This window comes from Porphyrobacter sp. SLTP (assembly GCF_009905735.1).
Lineage (GTDB): Bacteria > Pseudomonadota > Alphaproteobacteria > Sphingomonadales > Sphingomonadaceae > Erythrobacter.
On sequence record NZ_JAAALE010000016.1, the window covers coordinates 33,961 to 51,193 of the forward strand.

At 64.9% G+C, this 17,233-nt stretch carries 17 protein-coding genes, 1 tRNA gene and 1 pseudogene; 8 read left to right on the plus strand and 11 right to left on the minus strand.

The window, feature by feature from the left end; genetic code table 11:
• Positions 1-53: 53 nt before the first annotated feature.
• The 6 genes from GVM20_RS13035 to GVM20_RS13060 all read right to left on the minus strand — a co-directional run bounded on the left by GVM20_RS13035 (position 54) and on the right by GVM20_RS13060 (position 4,244).
• Positions 54-2,129: a putative bifunctional diguanylate cyclase/phosphodiesterase gene (locus GVM20_RS13035; RefSeq protein WP_234032004.1), complete on the minus strand. Its 2,076-nt coding sequence runs from the start codon at positions 2,127-2,129 to the stop codon at positions 54-56.
• 63 nt (positions 2,130-2,192) lie between these two features.
• On the minus strand, positions 2,193-2,432 hold the full coding sequence (locus GVM20_RS13040; RefSeq protein WP_166547601.1) for a hypothetical protein: 240 nt from the start codon (positions 2,430-2,432) through the stop codon (positions 2,193-2,195).
• A 172-nt stretch (positions 2,433-2,604) separates the two neighbouring features.
• A complete protein-coding gene (nusG, locus tag GVM20_RS13045; RefSeq protein ID WP_166547628.1) occupies positions 2,605-3,141 on the minus strand; it encodes a transcription termination/antitermination protein NusG in 537 nt (178 codons plus the stop codon).
• Positions 3,142-3,199: 58 nt separating this feature from the next.
• Positions 3,200-3,442 (minus strand): preprotein translocase subunit SecE, encoded by a 243-nt coding sequence (secE, locus tag GVM20_RS13050; protein ID WP_166547629.1) that lies wholly within the window; start codon positions 3,440-3,442, stop codon positions 3,200-3,202.
• A 197-nt stretch (positions 3,443-3,639) separates the two neighbouring features.
• Positions 3,640-3,792: a hypothetical protein gene (locus tag GVM20_RS13055; protein ID WP_166547630.1), complete on the minus strand. Its 153-nt coding sequence runs from the start codon at positions 3,790-3,792 to the stop codon at positions 3,640-3,642.
• Between the two features lie 376 nt (positions 3,793-4,168).
• Positions 4,169-4,244 (minus strand) — tRNA-Trp (locus GVM20_RS13060).
• Positions 4,245-4,338: 94 nt separating this feature from the next.
• Between GVM20_RS13060 and aat the strand changes: the two genes are divergently transcribed.
• Complete coding sequence (gene aat, locus GVM20_RS13065; protein ID WP_166547631.1) at positions 4,339-5,145, plus strand: leucyl/phenylalanyl-tRNA--protein transferase; 807 nt, start codon at positions 4,339-4,341, stop codon at positions 5,143-5,145.
• A gap of 35 nt (positions 5,146-5,180) precedes the next feature.
• On the opposite strand, the pseudogene GVM20_RS16370 reads toward aat, so the two are convergent.
• The 4 genes and pseudogenes from GVM20_RS16370 to GVM20_RS13085 all read right to left on the minus strand — a co-directional run.
• A pseudogene (locus GVM20_RS16370) lies at positions 5,181-5,522 on the minus strand (DUF2155 domain-containing protein); the annotation flags it as partial.
• A gap of 68 nt (positions 5,523-5,590) precedes the next feature.
• Positions 5,591-6,022 carry an NADH:ubiquinone oxidoreductase subunit NDUFA12 gene (locus GVM20_RS13075; RefSeq protein WP_166547632.1) on the minus strand — a complete coding sequence of 144 codons (432 nt, stop codon included), beginning with the start codon at positions 6,020-6,022 and terminating at the stop codon, positions 5,591-5,593.
• 201 nt (positions 6,023-6,223) lie between these two features.
• Positions 6,224-6,721: a DUF192 domain-containing protein gene (locus tag GVM20_RS13080; RefSeq protein WP_166547633.1), complete on the minus strand. Its 498-nt coding sequence runs from the start codon at positions 6,719-6,721 to the stop codon at positions 6,224-6,226.
• The gene (locus GVM20_RS13085) at positions 6,715-7,296 is read right to left on the minus strand and encodes a regulatory protein RecX (protein WP_353653159.1); all 582 of its coding nucleotides are present in this window, start codon (positions 7,294-7,296) and stop codon (positions 6,715-6,717) included. Before GVM20_RS13085 ends, GVM20_RS13080 begins: the two co-directional genes overlap by 7 nt.
• A 227-nt stretch (positions 7,297-7,523) precedes the next feature.
• Here GVM20_RS13085 and GVM20_RS13090 point away from each other — a divergent pair, with 227 nt between their 5' ends.
• Both GVM20_RS13090 and GVM20_RS13095 read left to right on the plus strand, forming a co-directional pair.
• Positions 7,524-9,257, plus strand: coding sequence for a fatty acyl-AMP ligase (locus GVM20_RS13090; protein WP_166547635.1), 1,734 nt, complete (start codon positions 7,524-7,526; stop codon positions 9,255-9,257).
• A 188-nt stretch (positions 9,258-9,445) separates the two neighbouring features.
• A complete protein-coding gene (locus GVM20_RS13095; protein ID WP_353653160.1) occupies positions 9,446-9,772 on the plus strand; it encodes a hypothetical protein in 327 nt (108 codons plus the stop codon).
• Positions 9,773-9,836: 64 nt separating this feature from the next.
• Here GVM20_RS13095 and GVM20_RS13100 read toward each other — a convergent pair whose 3' ends face one another.
• Positions 9,837-11,375, minus strand: a complete 1,539-nt coding sequence (locus GVM20_RS13100; protein ID WP_166547636.1) for a TIGR00341 family protein — start codon at positions 11,373-11,375, stop codon at positions 9,837-9,839.
• A gap of 217 nt (positions 11,376-11,592) precedes the next feature.
• Between GVM20_RS13100 and GVM20_RS13105 the strand changes: the two genes are divergently transcribed.
• From GVM20_RS13105 to GVM20_RS13125, 5 genes are all read left to right on the plus strand, one after another.
• On the plus strand, positions 11,593-12,804 hold the full coding sequence (locus GVM20_RS13105; protein WP_166547637.1) for a toxic anion resistance protein: 1,212 nt from the start codon (positions 11,593-11,595) through the stop codon (positions 12,802-12,804).
• Complete coding sequence (locus GVM20_RS13110; RefSeq protein ID WP_166547638.1) at positions 12,804-13,631, plus strand: hypothetical protein; 828 nt, start codon at positions 12,804-12,806, stop codon at positions 13,629-13,631. The genes GVM20_RS13105 and GVM20_RS13110 overlap by 1 nt, the downstream gene beginning before the upstream one ends.
• A 3-nt stretch (positions 13,632-13,634) precedes the next feature.
• Positions 13,635-13,934 carry a polyhydroxyalkanoic acid system family protein gene (locus tag GVM20_RS13115; protein ID WP_166547639.1) on the plus strand — a complete coding sequence of 100 codons (300 nt, stop codon included), beginning with the start codon at positions 13,635-13,637 and terminating at the stop codon, positions 13,932-13,934.
• A gap of 162 nt (positions 13,935-14,096) precedes the next feature.
• Positions 14,097-14,687 (plus strand): biliverdin-producing heme oxygenase, encoded by a 591-nt coding sequence (locus tag GVM20_RS13120; RefSeq protein WP_166547640.1) that lies wholly within the window; start codon positions 14,097-14,099, stop codon positions 14,685-14,687.
• Positions 14,684-17,233 (plus strand): HWE histidine kinase domain-containing protein, encoded by a 2,550-nt coding sequence (locus tag GVM20_RS13125; protein WP_166547641.1) that lies wholly within the window; start codon positions 14,684-14,686, stop codon positions 17,231-17,233. Before GVM20_RS13120 ends, GVM20_RS13125 begins: the two co-directional genes overlap by 4 nt.

Below are 17,233 nucleotides of genomic sequence, written 5' to 3' on the forward strand. Positions count from 1 at the left end.
ATCGGCACAGCGCAACTTGCGCGTTTCCCGTATGTCGGTGTCGGCAAAGCCCGTCAGGCGGCGAGGCTGTCACCGTTTTCTTTGCTTAAGAGCGCGCGAAACCCACGCTCATCGAGCGGAGGACTGAGCAAAAATCCCTGTACCTGCGTGCAGCCCTCTGCGCGCAGCTGGTCAAGCTGGGCCTGCGTCTCAATCCCCTCGGCGGTCGTCGTCATCCCGAGGCTAGCCCCAAGACTCGCGACCGCCTGGACGATCGCTGCCGCGTCCGCACGACTATCCATGTCAGCCACGAACGATCGGTCGATCTTGATTTTGTCGAACGGGAACGAACGCAGATAGCTCAGGCTGGAATAGCCGGTGCCAAAATCATCGAGCGCGATGCGAACGCCCAGAGCCTTGAGTTGGTGCAGCAGGTCAACGGTCCCAAGGTCACTCTGCATCAGGACCCCTTCCGTGATCTCCAATTCGAGCCGGTCGGGGCTCAGCCCGGCATTGATGAGCGCTGAGGTGATTACGCTCACCAGCCCCGGGTGTTGAAACTGGACCGGGGACAGGTTGACCGCCAAGCGGACATGCTCCGGCCAAGTTGAGGCGACTTGGCATGCGTGCTGAAGGATCCATTGGCCGAGTGGAACGATCAGTCCGATCTCTTCGGCCAGTGGGATGAATTCGTCTGGCGGGACAAGCCGCCCGTCGGACATGCGCCAGCGGACCAGAGCCTCGGCCGCGACTATACGGGCCGACGCGAGGTCGACCAATGGCTGGAAGTCGAGTTGGAACTGGCCATCGGCGAGGGCCCGACGAAGGTCCATTTCCAGCTTCCGCCGCTCCTGAATGCGTAACCCCATCTCGGCATCGAAGAACCGGAAAATGCCGCGCCCTTCAGCCTTCGCTCGATAAAGCGCCATGTCCGCTGTGCGGAGTAACCCCTGAGGGTCGTTGCCATCGCGCGGAGCCAGCGCAATCCCGACGCTGAGCCCGATGCTCACTGCTTGTCCCTCAATCTCATATGTCGCGCCGACGCTGTTGATCAGGTCAGCGGCAAGTACGCTGGCTTCCTCGGGACCGGCACCAGCCACGAACAGCACAAATTCGTCCCCTCCGATCCGGGCGACAAGGCTGCGGTCGACCGGTACGTTGGCCAACAAACGCTTTGTCACTTGGACCAGGAGCGCATCTCCGGCAGCGTGACCGAGCGTGTCATTGACCGCCTTGAACCGGTCGAGATCAAGACAAAGCACGGCAAGCCGACGCCGCCCGCGGCAACGGGACAGCGCTTTCGCCAGCTGCTCGTCAAATTCTACGCGGTTAGGGAGGTCCGTCAGACAGTCGTGACGCGCCATATGGGCGATGCGGGCATCCGCAGCGCGGCGCTGCGTGATGTCACGGACGACATCCACCCAGCCTATGAAGTTGTCATTGGCATCGAACACAAGCCGGGGGGAGCTCTCGATCCAGACCGCCTGCCCATCCGCCTTCAATACCCGGTATTCGGTTGTTTCTTTTCGCACTTGGCACCGATCGGCCAATTGCACGCGGAAGACCTCGTTTATGCGTTCCACATCATCGGGATGTATCAAATCGCTGACATAGTGACCGATCAGGCTTTCGGGCTCCCGTCCGAGCAAGTGCCTTACCGATCGCGATACAAACTCAATCCGTCCGCTTGCCGAAGTTCGCAGCACCACATCACGAATATTTTCGGCGACAAAGCGGTATGCACGCTCTGATTCCACGAGGCTATTCGTATCGACGAGCTCGGTAACATCGTTCATCGATCCCAGCAGCCAGGTCTCGCCATCTTCGTCGGGAGGCAACTGCACCGCCTTGACGATGACGTGGCGAATCTCCCCGCTGGGTCTCACAATGCGTTCCCGCCAGCTATGGGTTCCGCCGGCTTCCAGAAACTGCCTCCATTGCCGAGCGACATAATTGGCATCGTCAGGGTGGTTCAGTTTGAAGACCGTCTCGTTGTTGGGCGGTTCGGACCCACGGGGGAGCCCGTAAATGTCGAACATCCCCTCGCTCCATAAGACCGTCCAGCGGCCTTTGGGGAGTACCGCCCAAGTGCCCTGTCCGACGCTGTCAAGGGCCTCGATGGCAAAGGAGGTGAGATCACTTCTCTTCATGCCGCCAGTTTTGCGAACAACGGCATTTCAAATCAGTATGTTGTTCGATACGTGTTTATACCTTCACAGCGCGTCCCGCTGTGCGTCAGACATGGCAGCGGCCTGTTGCGTATGGATGACGGCACCGTCTTGCACAGCGCGCGGCACCCGCAGCCCCTTGGTGCGACTGGTGAGGTGGAACTTGTGGCACAGCGCGCACTTGTAGGTGCGCAAGGTCACATCCGCCCGAACCGCTACAGCGTCCGCTTCCTCGCGGGTCGCATAGCGGCGCTTGCGCTGGCAGATGCCGGGGCGGGTTTTCACGACACGATAATTCTCGGGCGATGGAACGGCCTCGCCAGAGGCCGCAAGGGTGGTTGAGCCTCAAGCAGCGCAGCGGTAGGCCGACAAGGACGCCCGCCCGCAGGCGCCCGTAGGAGCGTAGCGACGAAGGAACCGCGCCGAGGACGCACCCGCGGAGGCGGGTGCGCAACCACTATTTCGCCAATTCGACGTGCTCGAAATCGAGCTCCACCGGGGTGGCGCGGCCGAAGATCGAAACGCTGACCTTGACCTTGGCCTTGTCGAAATCGAGTTCTTCCACGATCCCGTTGAAGCTGGCGAACGGGCCATCGAGCACCTTGACCGAATCGCCGATCTCGTAATCGACGCTGATCTCGCGCTTGGGTGCGGCCTGCGCATCGGCGACGCCGCCGAAATAGCGCGAGGCTTCTTTTTCCGAAATCGCCTGCGGCTTGTTCATCGAGCCGAGGAAACCGGTCACCTTCGGGGTGTTCTTCACCAGGTGGTAGACATCGTCAGTCAGGTTGAGCTTGGCCAGCACATAGCCGGGCATGAACTTGCGTTCGACCTGGACCTTCTTGCCGCGCTTTACTTCGGTCACGGTCTCGGTCGGCACCTGAACTTCTTCGACCCCGTCCGACAGGCCGAGCCGTTCGGCTTCCGAAATGATCGCGTCGCGAACCTTGTTCTCGAAACCGGAGTAAGCGTGGATGATGTACCAGCGAGCCATGGAGAGTCCTTGGAAATAGAGATCTGACGGGCAGAGATATTCGGGCGCGCCGTGCGCCTTATTGCAGCAGGCTGATCGCGCCGCGCACGACCGCGCCGAAGAGGCTATCGATACCGAGGAAGAAGATCGAGAGAATCATCATGAAGATGAACACGAAGATCGCCGTGCGCACGGTTTCCTCGCGGGTCGGCCAGACGATCTTGTTCGTCTCGGCCTTGACCTGACTGAAGAACTCGCCGGGCGAGGTCTTGCGCTTTTTCTCTTCAACCTTGCCGAGTTCGGCGTTCTTCTGATCGGCCATGATAGCCCGTTCCTTCGCGTAATGCCTGCTCGTCCTGTCCGAGACGGCTTTCAGGTAGGGGGCCGCGCCGCCCGGGACAAGGTCGCCGGAGGGGCTGGAGATCTACCGATGTCGGATAAGACGCCGAGGCTCTTACGCGCGGGACAGCGCAAATGCAAGATTGCTTGGGGCGCGGATGCGCACGCGGGCGGCGCGCCTCAGCGCGTCCCGAACAGCCGGGCGATCAGGCTACCGCTGGGTTGCATCGGCAGGAGCGGGCCGTGGATCGCCCGGCCCCGTGCCGGATCGCGTGTGGGACGCGGGCTGACCCACTGATCGGGCCGCGAGGAACGGAAGGTATAGGCGCTCATCCTGTGTCTCCTGTGCGAGGGCGGTCAATCGGTTCGTCGACAGGAATACACGACTCGGCTTACGGGAGGATGAATGGATGGGATGGGATTGGGCGCCGAAAAGCACGGTCACTCGATGCCCGGAAGGATCCGCACGTTCAAAACGCGTGGGATTCGGTGTCGCAGACACCGCAAGGCCGACCGGCCGCCCGCAGAGACGCTGGCGCAGCCAGCATGAGCGAGGATTTCGCATCGCGGAAGCGATGCGGAACACAAACGATGCCAAGGGCGTCGCAAGCGCGACCGCGCGCCCGGACCGGCCCGGAATGCAGCGTAGCGGAATGGAGGATCAGCCGGGAGGACGAACCGGTGGAGGCCGGTTCGAAACACACACGAATGGCAGGGGTGTGCGGACTCGAACCGCAGGCCCTCGGTTTTGGAGACCGATGCTCTACCAACTGAGCTACACCCCTGCAGCGCGTTGGAGCGGTGCCTTTATCGAAGGCTTATCCGATAGGCAATGCTCTTTGCCTCATCCCGCGCGGCCATGTATTGTGCGCTGCAACCATGCACGCGCCGATCCGCCCTCCTATCCCTGTCGAGACCCTGCTGCTGGCCTATCGCAGCGGAATCTTCCCGATGGCGGACAAACGCGAAGACGCCGAGGTGTTCTGGGTCGAGCCGCGCGACCGGGCGATCATTCCGCTGGACGGGCTGCATATCTCCAAGAGCTTGCGCAAGGTGCTGCGCATGGATCGCTTCACCGTGACGGTTGATCGCGCCTTCGAAGAGGTGATCCGCGCCTGCGCCGAGCCGCGCGCCGATCATCCCGAAACCTGGATCAGCGAACGGATCGTACAGAGCTACATCGGCCTCCATCGCGCCGGGCACGCTCATTCGGTTGAATGCTGGCTGGCGGGCGAGGATGGCGCGCCGCAGCTGGTGGGCGGCCTCTACGGGGTCAATTTCGACCGGGTGTTCTGCGGCGAATCGATGTTCAGCCGGGTGCCGGATGCGAGCAAGGTCGCGCTGGCGTGGCTGGTGGCGATGATGCGGCGCGCCGGGTTCGCCCTGCTCGACTGCCAGTTCATGACCGAGCACCTGCGCGCAATGGGGGCGACTGAGCTGGCGCAGGCGGATTACCGGCGTCTGGTGGAGCAGGCCAAAGGCCAGCCGCATGACAGCCTCGGCACCGCGTGGCGCCACTTCAGCCGGGGCTATGCGTCGGGGGTCGGAGCCGGGGTCGGGCTGGGTGCCGCCGTGGGCGTGGCCGACGGACGCGCGGCAGGCTTGCCCGAAGGATCGGGCGACGGCGCTGCCGAGCCTTCCTCGCCCGGGAAGCGCATCGTGCAATCCTTGACCCAGACATCATAGACCGGGTGTTCGACCACGTTGAGGCTGGGCGATTCGAGGAACAGCCAGCCTGAGAACACGCGCTTGTGCTGCGCTTCGCCGCGGCCCTTGATATCGACCTGCACGAAGGCCGCGGTCTGTTGCGGCATTTCCCATGGCGCGGTGCGCTCGCAGGCGGAGACACGGACGATCACCGGGCCGATCTCGCGGCTTTCGCCAGGCTTGAGCTTGATCTCTTCGGAGACATTGTTGCGCTTGTTGAGCAGGCCGAGCACGGCGATGCGCTCGTTCATCGGGGTCGCGCCGTAATCATTGACCGGCGCGGCCGGGCTGGCCGCAGCCACGGGGCTTGCCTCACCCAGCGGCACCACCACCGCTTCGTTCTGGGATGCGCCCATGTCGCAAGCGGCAAGCAACAGCACGCTCGCCAGCGGGAGGGCCAGGCCGAACTGCCGCACCGCGCGCCTCAGCTGTCCGCGCTGCCGGGGGTCCACGCTTCGTAATCGCCCACGGCGCGGGCGCGCTGGCCGCCGCGCTCCAGGGCGCCTTGCGGGCGATAGGCCTGAACGGTGCCGGTGGCGTTGGGCGTATAATCCGCCTCCCAGATCCGCGGCGGCGGCAGGTGGCTTTCGGGCACGTCATCATAAGTGCCGTGCAGCCAGCCATGCCATTCGGCCGGCACGCGGCTCGCATCATTGGCGCCGTTGTAGATCACCCAGCGCTTTTCACGGCTGGTGTAGGAACCGGTGTTGAGCGCGGCCGCCTTTGGCTTTTCGCGGTAGTACTTATTGCCCGCGCCATCGGTGCCGACATGTTCACCGCCCGCGCGGCTCGCCCAGAGCTGCGTGCCGAGCGTGGCACCGTCCCACCAGGTGAAGATTTTTCCGAGGATACCCATAGGCCGTGCGCCTAGCGGAATTGGCGGGGAGCGCCAAGGGGGTGTGTTCACCAGTCCCTCCCAGTTCGCCCGCGAATGGGGAGGTGGCACCGCGCAGCGGTGAGGGAGGGGTAAGGCGCGATGGCGGGATAGCCCCCTCCGTCAGCCGCCTGCGGCGTCTGCCACCTCCCCATCCCTTCAGGACGGGGAGGCACTGTGCAATCAGAAACTTACCCGGTCCCCCGGCACGATTCCCAGCTCCTTCGAGCGGCCCGCGCGCAATTCCAGCACCGCGCTTGCCAGCCCGCTCGATCGCACCGAATCGAGCGAATAGGGCACGGTGTTCGCCGCGATATTGGTGATCCGCCCGTCCGGCCCGATGAAAATGATGTCGAGCGAAAGCGGGGTGTTCTTCATCCAGAAGCTCTTCGGCTCGGGCACGGCGGAGGGGAAGATCATGCCCTCGTCATCGCCCAGCGACGTGCGGAACATCAGGCCCTTGGCCTGCGCTTCGGGGCTGGCGGCGACTTCGACTTTGAAGGCCAGCTTCTTGGTCCCGCGCTCGACCACCAGGTCGATGACTTCAAGGCCCGAGACCGGGTGACGCCCCGCTGTGGCCGGAGCAGGCGTCTGCGCGCTGGCCGTGGCGCTGGTCCCGGGAGAGCAGGCCGCGAGCAACCCCGCAGCCATCACCGCGCTTGCCAAGAGGTGCCTTACCATTGTTCGTCCGTCCCTTCCTCGTCGGCAGCTTCGCCGAGCCATTCTTCCACATCCTCAAGGCTTCGGGCCGCGAGGATGAAGCGTGTGTGCTCGTACTGGTGGCCTGCGCGCAGCATTGCTGCAACGGCTTTTTCGCGGGCCTTGCGCGCGGCCAGCGGATCGCCGCCCTCCTCGGCAGACGCACCATAGGGGCCCAGCCGCCGCTTCCTTGCCATCAGCGCAGCGGCACGGCGGCTTGCCGCCTCGCCGGGCGCGTGAGCCTGGCGCAGCCCTTCACCCACACCGGCATGGCGCAGGGTCTCCTCGACCCGGCGTGCGCCATAGCCCCGCGCGCCAAGATCGCGGGCACGGGCCCGGGCATAGGCATCGTCATCGACATAGCCCAGCTCCACCAGCCGCGCGACGAGTGCGGGAATGTCTATCTCAATGGTGCGGCCATCCGCATCCTCGGCTTGCCCGCGTTCCCGAATCTTGCGCACAAGATAGCCCTCCAGCCGCGCGCCGGTGGTGGCGAACCGCGCCGCATAATGCAGCGCCAAATCGCGCAAAGTGGCCTCTCCCAGCGGAGGTTTCACCCGCTTCGCCGTCCGGCGTTCCTGCCTGGAATCCTCCCCGGTTTGGCGACCGGGTGATGACGAATTCGCTTTACGTGAAACCATTTCGCCTTATTCGTGCCACTTTCCTTGCCATATGCCTGAGATAGGACGCTGCCGGATAATGCCCGGCGACACGGGGTTATGCCAGAGCGCGTACGTGATACCATCATGAAACGCGCCGCAACTGACGGGTATCGTTGAAAAATATGACCGAGGCCGTTTTGACGCCGACGCCGAATGACTGTGATCTGCCGCGGGTCCGTGCGCAATTTGCAACCTTCAATGAAGCGATCGACTATGCTGCGCAGAGCCTGAAAGGGCTCAATTTCCACGACATGCGCGGGGAACTGGCGCGCGTCTACCCCTATACGACCATGCGCGAAGATGCATTGATCATGGCACGGCGCTTGATCGCGGCGGGGATCGGCAAGGAAGACCGCGTCGCCCTGATCGCCGAGACCGGCGCAGACTTCGCCGCCTTGTTCTGCGCCTGTGTCTATGCCGGTGCGTGGCCCGTGCCGCTGCCGCTGCCGACAACCTTCGGCGGCAAGGACAATTTCATCGACCAGCTGGCAATCCAGCTGCAAAGCTCGGATCCTAAAATTCTCCTCTACCCTGAGGAAATCGCCGAGATGGCGTCGGCTGCCGCGGCCCGTCAGGGCTGCGAGGCGCAAAGCTGGCAGGATTTCGCCCACCGCCCCGCGCCAGATTGCGTGCTGCCCACCGCCAGCCCGGACGATATCTGCTACCTGCAATACTCCTCCGGCTCGACCCGCTTCCCCACCGGCGTCGCCGTCACCCACCGCGCGCTGCTGCACAACCTTTATGGTCATTCGACCACGATGGAGCTGGGCGCGAACGACCGCTGTGTCAGCTGGCTGCCGTGGTATCACGACATGGGGCTGGTCGGCTGCCTGCTCTCGCTGATCGCCAACCAAGTCTCGGGCGACTATCTCAAGCCCGATGCCTTCGCGCGCCGTCCGCTGGCTTGGCTCGACATGATCAGCCGCAATCCCGGCAACACGCTCTCCTATTCGCCGACCTTCGGGTATGACATCTGCGCGCGGCGCATTTCCAGCCAGTCGAACGTCGCGGAACGCTTTGACCTGTCGCGCTGGCGGATCGCAGGCAATGGCGCGGATATGATCCGCCCGGACGTGATGCAGAACTTCGTCAACGCCTTTGCGCCGGCAGGCTTCCGGGCATCGTCCTTCACCCCGTCCTACGGCCTCGCCGAAGCGGTGCTGGCAGTGACGGTGATGCCGCCGGGCGAAGGGATCCGCGTCGAACTGGTCGAGGAAGAACGCCTGTCGGGCGCCCCGCGCGACCTTTCCCGCCCGGCCCGCTACCGCGCGATCGTCAATTGCGGCAAGGCGCTGCCTGACATGGATGTCGCCATCAAGGGCGAGGACGGCAGCCGCCGCGGCGATCACCAGATCGGCAAGGTCTGGTGCCGCGGACCCAGCGTGATGCACTCCTATTTCCGCAACCCCGAGGCGACCAATGACTGCCTCGTCGACGGCTGGCTCGACACGGGCGACATGGGCTACACCGCCAATGGCTATCTGTTCATCGTCGGCCGGGCGAAGGACATGATCATCATCAACGGCAAGAACCACTGGCCGCAGGACATTGAATGGGCGGTGGAGCAGCTCCCCGGCTTCAACCACGGCGACATCGCCGCCTTCTCGATCGAGATGGAGAACGGCGAGGAAGCCCCTGCGGTGCTGGTGCATTGCAAGGTGTCCGACCCCGAGGAACGCGTGAAACTGCGCGACCAGATCGCCGACAAGGTGCGCTCGGTTACGGGCATGAGCTGCATCGTCGAACTGGTCCCGCCCCGCACCCTGCCGCGCACGTCATCGGGCAAACTCAGCCGCGCCAAGGCGAAGAAGCTCTATCTTGCGGGTGAGATCGTCCCGATCGATCTGGCGGCTTAAGAGCCAAAGCAACGTCACCGCGTGCTTGCCTGCGCCGGATCAAGTCCGGGGCAACAAGCGCCCCTCCATGAGGCTGTAGGTCCCAGCTTGCGCTGGGATGACGGGAGACGGCAGGTTTCGGCATTGCGCCGAAGCGTCAGAAATGACCGTAAATGGGTGGGGCGCTGCCGCTCGGTTGAGCCCATGATGTGTTGCTCTATATTGCTGGTATGGTCTGGGACTTAGGCGAAGCAATGCGCAAGAAGGCGGAGTTCGAGTCGGCACGGCTCATGGACTTCGACTTCAGACAGCGGGTCCGCGCGACACGCTTGCTCGCCCGAAATCTCGGTTTGAACGAAGCAGCTTTGGTGGGCGAGATCGCGCTCCGAGATGAAGCAGCCCTGCTTGACCTGATTGCAGAACAATCCTCACTCTCACGTGAAGATCTGGCGCGCACTTACGAACATTTCTCTGGCGAAGCCCGGCAGCAATTGATTGCCGAAAGAGGCGATCCGACCCCTAACCGATTGGGCTAACCTCCGCTTCGGGATCGATAGCAGAACGACGGCTTTTGTCCCGCTGACCCGAAACGCGGCTCGCCTACCCTTCCTCGCTATCCCACCCCGCCCGCAGCGGTCCTGCGCCCGGGCGTGTTTCCACGCTGACGCCCTGATCGCGCAGCGCCTTGGCCACCGCTTCAGCCTCGCCCGTGGGGCCGACCAGAACCACGCCCCGGCCAAGCCGCTGGGCGGCCCAACCGGTGATATTGAGCGCGGCTTGCCCTGCCTCGGTCGGCTCGCCGCCCTCGAAGGGGATCGTGGCAGGGAGCGCGCCCGCAGGCGGGATCAGCTCGATGGTCCAGTCCGGCTCACCGGCCGCAATCCGCGCTTCAAGCGCGCGGTAGGTCGCAAGGCTTGCGCCGTCCAAACGCTTGGCCCGCACCAGCGCGCGGCGGCGGGCTTCGTCGATCAGCACTTCGCGCGTTGGCACTCCCGCCGCCAGCGACAGCCGCTCCGCCAGTGCCTCGGCCCGGGCCGAGGCCTCACGCTCCTCGCGGGCGCGGGCGGCGGAAAGCTGCGCGCGTTCCGCCGCTGAATCATTGGTGCCGACCTCGTATTGCACCAGGTCGAGCTTGACGGTCTCCCCCAACCGCTCGGCGAGTGAGGCGGCCACCGCCTGTTCGATCTCGGGCCGCAGCACCGGGGTGAACACCACCGCGTGAATGCCGACCGGCGCAGCGGCAAAGTCGATCTCCAGCAGATCGAGCTGGGAACGCCCGTCGAACTGCTCGCGAATTTCGCTGCGCACGATGCGCTGGGCATTGGTCTCCCACGCGATCCGGTTGAGCGAGAAGGCGAGCGGGATTGCCAGCGCGACAAACACCACGAGCACTGCAAAGCTCTGCGCCTGCGACTGGCCCTTGGTCAGCTTGGCGCGGAAGCCGTAAAGCTTGGCCATGCCGAAGGCGGTCAGCGCAATGGTGATGAAGTTGGTCACAAACAGCAGCAGTGCGCCGGAAAACACCGTGAAGTTCCAGGTCGCCAGACCGAAGCCGACCACCGCGAGCGGCGGCATCAAGGCGGTCGCAATCGCCACGCCAACGATGGCCCCCTCGCGCCCGCGGATCATCGCATAGGCTCCGGCCATCGCCGAAAACAGCGCCACGAACAGGTCAAACAGATTGGGCCGGGTGCGCGCGGCAATCTCAGTCGTGATGGTCTGGATTGGCGAGACGAACACCAGCACCGCGCATAGCAGCACCGCCAGCACACTGCCGATCACCAGTGTCAGCACCGATTGCTTGAGCCATGCCCAGTCGCCAATCGCCAGCGCAAAGCCCAGCCCCATGATCGGCCCCATCAGCGGCGACAGCAGCATCGCGCCGATCACCACGGCAGGCGAGGACAAGAGCAAGCCAAGGATCGCGATCCCGCCCGCCATCGCGGTCATGAACAGGTAGTGTTCGGACAGCTTGCCGTCTTCGCGGCGCCGCTCGGTCACTTCGGCCTGATCGACCTGGCCGATGACATGCACCGTCCACCACTCGCGCAGATCGCCGATAAGAGAGCGCAGATTGGTCGGGCGTGTGGCAGCGCTGGCAGCTTCGGGCGAGACGCCAGGTCCGGAAGTGTCGTTCATGGAGAAGCCCTTGGCCGTGTGTCCTGTTTCCAGCGATAGCTTGCAGCATCCGCGATTGCCACGCAAACCCTGACGCGGGAGGCCCTCGGCGCGATGGACGCGGGGGGCCATTCCGGCCTACGATCATCAAGCCCGCTTGAAAGGCGTGTTTTAGATCACTAATACAGTAGCGATTGCCCTGACGCTGCGGCGCGGGTTTGAGGGAGCACGAATTGGCATGAGCACCGAAACGCAGACGGCAACCGCGACCCCCTTCTCGCTGACCCCGCCCGATCCGGTGCCGCAGGTCGCGCCCGAACAGGCGGCGGGCCTTGTGCCGGTCAGCACCGAGCAGAAGTCCAAGCTCGACACCAAGGTCGATGCCTTCGTCAATGAACTGGTGACGATCGACGCCAACTCGCCCGCCTTTGGCGAGAAGGTCGATCAGATCACCCGCATGGGGCAGGAGCAGATCCGCTCGGCCGCGGCCATGTCGAACCGCTTCCTCGATCGCCCGGTGCGCGCGATGGATGGCGATGGCACGGTGGGCAAGGATCTGGCCGAACTGCGCCGCACGGTTGAGGAGCTTGATCCGGGCCGGCAGGGCAAGCTGTCGGGCCCGCGCAAGATCCTCGGGATCATTCCCTTCGGCAACAAGATCAAGAACTACTTCGACAGCTACACCAGCGCGCAGGGGCACATCGCCTCGATCCTTCAGCGGCTGGAAAGCGGCAAGAAGGAACTGCACCTCGACAATGCCGCCATCGACACCGAGCGGCAGAAGCTGTGGGCGGCGATGGGCGAGCTGGAGCAGATGATCCACATCGCCAAGACGCTGGATGCGCGGCTGGAAGCGAAGGCGCTCGAACTCGACAGCTCCGATCCGGCCAAGGCCAAGGCCTTGCGGGAAAGCGCGCTGTTCTATGTCCGCCAGCGCACGCAGGATCTGCTGACCCAGATGGCGGTGAGCGTGCAGGGCTACCTCGCGCTCGATCTGGTCAAGAAGAACAATGTCGAACTGGTGAAGGGCGTCGACCGCGCTTCGACGACCACTGTGGGCGCGCTGCGCACCGCGGTGACGGTGGCGCAGGCGATGACCAACCAGCGGCTGGTGCTCGGCCAGATCACGGCGCTGAACAAGACCACCAGCGACATCATTGATTCGACCAGCACGCTGCTGCGCGAACAGACCGCGCAGATCCACGAGCAGGCGGCCTCTGCCACCATCCCGCTGGAAACGCTGCAACGCGCCTTCCAGAACATCTATGACACGATGGATGAGGTCGACAATTTCAAGGTCCGCGCGCTCGACTCGATGAAGCAGACCGTGACCGTGCTGACCGCCGAGGTCGAGAAGTCGAAGGGCTATATCGCGCGCGCCGAAGGGCAATCGCAGGCGCAGGCCAAGGTCGCTTCGCAGACGCCCTCGCTGCTGGCACTGGATAAATAATGCCCGACACCACCCGCGAGAGCGACCGCATCCTGCGCGAGGCGAAAACCAGCCTCGCGGTGCAGCGCGATGGCGGGACGCATCGGCCAGGCTTGCGCGGGGCAAGCATCGGGCGTGGGTCGGCCGAGCTGAAGACGAAGGCTCTTCTCAAGAAGGTGCGTAATGTCGTGCTGGCGCTTCTGGCGCTTTATGTGGGCGTCGGGATCACTGGAGCGATCATCGGCGGGATCGGCTTCTGGGGGGTGATGACCGTCGTTGCGCTCACCGCCTTTATCTTTGCCATGTTCGCGGTGGTTCCCAAGGTAAAGGTGCCGCAGCGCGCCGAGTTAAAGCAAGGCAACCCGCAGCAGATGGTCGCCCGCACCGAGCTATGGCTCGAATCCCAGCGCCCCGCCCTGCCGCCGCCCGCGCAGGCGATTATTGACCGGTTGGGCGTGCAATTGGATGCGCTGGGGCTGCAATTGCAGGGACTGGATGGCGCGCATCCGGCGATGGCGGAAGTGCGCGAGCTGGTGGGCGAATATATCCCCGAGACGATCGACAACTACCGCAAGGTTCCGGTGCATCTGCGCGCGGAGGAATATGCCGGCAAGACCGCCGATATGCGGCTGACCGAAAGCCTCGACAAGCTGTCGGGCGAGGTGGACCGCGTCACCCGGCGGCTGGCCGAAGGTGCACTCGATGATCTTGCGATCAAGAGCCGCTATCTCGAATACCGCTATGGCGGGGCCGAGGCGCTGGAGGATCTGACTGGCGGCGGCGGGATGCCCGATACCGGCGTGCCGCTCCCCGATTTCTCGGCCGTTCCCAGCAAACAGGAGCGCTGAGCCATGCGCGTGACCCTTCCCCACGATCTCACCAAAGACGAAGTGCGCCGCCGGATGCGCACCCATGCGGACGAGATCGGCAGCTTCTTTCCGCCGGGCCTCGCCAAGGTGACGACCGACTGGCCGAATGAAGACCGCATGACGATCACCGCGCAGGTGGTCGGCCAGACCATTCCCGGCATGGTCGAAGTGCGCGATCACGACGTGGTGATCGAGATGGAACTGCCGCTGCTGCTCAGCGTGATGAAAGGGCCGTTGGAAGCGGCGGTGAAGAAGGAAGGCGGGCGGCTGCTCGCCCCCTGACGGTCCGGCCTCGGCCACCCGGTTCCCATTGCCAAGCCACAAGCCCTGTGTCATAAATATTGGACACAATTAACTGCCCAATTTGCCTTACACTCGGGTCAGATGCCGAGGACGATGGGCAATTCGGCTGCGAGGCCGATTCGGGCGGAAAGGGCGGGTGGTATGGCACCAGTCAAGGATAGTGCAGCGGCAGACAACAGCCTGAGAACGCACCTGCGCGCCGCCACCATGGCCGCGCATGACCTGCTCGATCACGCCATGCAGGCCGCGAGCGGATGGCAGACTCGCTCCGATTATGCCCGCTTCCTCGCGCTTCAATACGCCGCACGCGTTCCGCTGGAAGACTGGCTGGCGCGCCATGCGCCCGGTGATCTTTCCCCTCCGCCGCAAACGCCGCTGCTCGCCCGCGATCTGGCTGCGCTTGGGCTGGGCGTGCCTGAGCCAGCGCCGGGTCTGACACCAGCCTTCCCCTTGCCCGGCGAAGTGCTCGGCACGGCGTGGGTGCTGGCCGGATCGGCGCTCGGCAACCGGGCGATTGCCAAGCAGGTGGCCCGGATCAGCGGCGGCGAATGGCCGACCGCTTTCCTCGGTGACGACACGATGATGGCGTTCTGGCAAGGGCTTCGCGCCCGGATCGAACGACCTGCCGAACCGGACGAAGCCGAGGGTGCGACCCGCGCCGCCGAAGCAGTCTTCGCCCATTTCCTCGCCGTTGCAGAGCATGGTCGCGCGCCGGAAAGCCTCCCCGCATGAACCTGCACCAGCGCAACGACACGCTCTCCGAGTGTGACCGTGAGGCGATCCACCATATTGCTGCGGTCCAGAACTTCGGCGGGCTGATCGCCGCCGATCCGCACGGCCGGATGGTGCAGGCCTCCGCCAATATCGCCGATCTGCTCGGGCTGGCAGACCGCCCCGCCCCCGGCACCACGCTGGCCGCGATCATCGCGCCTGACGCTCTGGCAACCCTCGATCAGGCCTTCGCCGGTCTCACCGGGGTCGACACTCTTGAGCGCCGCTTCGGGCTTGATTTGACGGGCAAGGGCCAGCAGTTCGACTGCGCGGTGCATGTCAGCGGTAGCCTGCGGGTGATCGAGTTCGAACACCACGCCCGCAATGATTTTGCCGACCATGTCAGCATGATCGTCCCCGTAATTGCCCAGCTTGAACAGGCTGCGACCGTCGCCGCCCTGTGCGACACCGCCGCGCGGCTGGTGCGGCAGATGACCGGCTATGACCGGGTGATGATCTACCGCTTCCACCCCGACGAAAGCGGCGAGGTGATCGCCGAGGACCGCGACGAGGCGCTCGAACCCTTCAAGGGCCTGCGCTACCCCGCCGCCGACATCCCGCAGCAAGCGCGCGAACTGTTCCGCCGCAACCGCTTCCGCATCATCGCCGACATGGATTCGGAGCCCGTCCCGATCCTCCCCGCTATGGGCCCGGACGACATCCCGCTCGATCTGTCGATGTCGATGCTGCGCTCCCACTCCAAGATGCACCTCGCCTATATGCGCAACATGGGCGTGGGCGCGTCACTGGCGATTGCGATCGTCCGGCATGACCGATTGTGGGGCATGATTTCGTGCCACCACCGCGAAGCGCGCCTGCCGCCCTACTCGCTGCGCACCGTGGCAGAGCTGCTGAGCCAGACCTTCTCGCTGATGCTCGACCGTATTCTGGTGGCGCAGGCCGAGGCTTTGCGGGAACGCGCGCGGCAGTTGAACGACCGGCTGCTGCTGCGGTTGGCAGGCGGCGTGACGCTGGCTGACAGCCTGCCGATGATCAAGGAGCTGCTGCGCGGCACAATCCAGCATGATGGCATCTCGCTGTTCGCCGATGGCGAATATCGCGCCAGCGGCGAAGCGCCCAGTGAAGCCGAATTCCGCGCCATCGCGCCGCTGCTCGCCAGCACGCTGGGCGGGGCGACCCATTCGAGCACGCGGCTGGCCGACCAGATCCCCGAAGCCGCCGGTTTCGCTCACCGCGCGGCGGGCGCGCTGGTGCTGCCGCTGTCGCGCGGGACACGCGATTCGCTGGTGCTGTGGCGCCGCCCGCTCGACCGGGTGGTGACCTGGGCCGGTGATCCGACCAAGGCGGCAGCGACTCCCGGTGCGTTGCTCCAGCCGCGTTCCAGCTTTGCCGCCTGGGCCGAAACCGTGCGCGGCCACAGCGCCGACTGGAGCGCCGACGAATGCGAAATCGCCGCAAGGCTGCGCCGCACGCTGATCGAGGTGATCCTGCGCATGAGCGAGGATCTGACCCGCGAGCGTGCCCGGGCGGCCGAACAACAGGACCTGCTGATCGCCGAGCTCAACCACCGCGTGCGCAACATCCTCGGCCTGATCCGCGCGCTGGTGGCGCAATCGCAGGCCGAGGCGCTTTCGGTGCCCGGGTTCGCCGCGATCATCGGCGGTCGGATCGCTGCGCTAGCCGCCGCACATGACAATATCACCGCCAAGAACTGGGGACCGGCCAGCCTGATGCGCCTGATCGAGGCGGAGCTGGCACCCTATTGCGGTGCGGACCGCGCGCGGTTCGGTGTGGTGGGGGATGACGTGCTGGTCGCGCCCGAAGCCTACACCATCCTCGCGCTGGTCGTGCATGAACTCGCGACCAATTCGGCCAAGTATGGCAGCCTGTCGGCCCGCGCCGGATCGGTCGAGGTAACCCTCGCGCGCACCGCCTTTGGCGATCTGTTGCTGCGCTGGCGCGAGGCGGGCGGCCCGCCCGTGACAGCGCCGACCCGGTCGGGCTTCGGATCGACCATCATCAACCGCTCGGTCCCGCATGATCTCGGCGGTGAGGCCGATGTGCGCTACAAGCTGGCCGGGGTCGAAGCGGATTTCCTCGTCCCCGCGCGCTATCTCGCCGCACCCGACGGTGCCGCCCGCACCCTCCCTTCGCGCTCGCCAGAGCCGCAGCGCAGTCCTGCGTCACCCTCCGCCGCCAGCCAGCCGGGGCGCGTGCTGGTGGTCGAGGACAGCATCATCATCGCGCTCGACACCGAGGAAAACCTGAAGCGTCTGGGCGTGGGCGATGTGCAGCTCGAAAGCTCGGTCACCGGCGCCTTGGCAGCGATTGCCGACAGCCCGCCTGATTTCGCGATCATCGACTTCAACCTCGGCGGTGAATCCTCCGAACCGATTGCCGATGCCTTGCGCGCCGCCGGTGTGCGCTTCGTGCTGGCGACCGGCTATGCCGAAGGCGCAGGCAGCTTTGAGCGGCTGGGCGCGGCCGCGGTGCTGCGCAAGCCCTACGGGATGACCGAAATCGAACGCTTGCTGGCCGACGCCTGA